Origin of the sequence: Pseudoalteromonas sp. Z9A6 (assembly GCF_011378805.1) — a bacterium.
GTDB classification, from domain to species: domain Bacteria; phylum Pseudomonadota; class Gammaproteobacteria; order Enterobacterales; family Alteromonadaceae; genus Pseudoalteromonas; species Pseudoalteromonas distincta.
Map to the genome: position 1 here is coordinate 1 of NZ_WTKZ01000152.1, position 519 is coordinate 519.

General features: G+C 49.5%; 1 protein-coding gene. It reads left to right on the plus strand.

The genetic code is table 11. The features are described 5' to 3' along the window. Positions 1–12: 12 nt before the first annotated feature. On the plus strand, positions 13–519 hold a 507-nt coding region (locus GQR53_RS20615; protein ID WP_165745069.1), incomplete at its 3' end, for a zona pellucida domain-containing protein.

Below are 519 nucleotides of genomic sequence, written 5' to 3' on the forward strand. Positions count from 1 at the left end.
TTGAGGCAACCTGTGACTCCCAGTAGTGTGGCTGTTCAATGCAGTGAGAACCGGGTTCATGTGGAGGTGAAGAAGGATATGTTCAGCAATGGTCAGCTGATCCAGCCAAGTGGTTTGTCTATGGGAGGCTGTCCTGTTGTTGGTGAGGACTCTGCCTCTGGGGTGCTCATCTTTGAATATGCACTGCAGGACTGCAATAGTGTGTTGATGATGACCGAGGATGAGCTCGTCTACACCTATGCGGTTACCTACACTCCTGTGGCATTTGCTGGCACGCCGATTACCCGTACTGAGGGTGCAGTTGTTGGCGTTCAATGCCACTATCAAAGGCTCCATAATGTGAGCAGTAATGCTCTGAGGCCAACTTGGGTTCCTTACGCTTCAACGGAGGTTGGCGAGGATGTCTTGGTGTTCTCCATGAGCCTCATGATTGATGACTGGTCCTTTCAGAGGCCTTCAAATATATACTACTTGGGTGACACTATCAATATTGAGGCATCTGTGAAGGTGTACAACCAT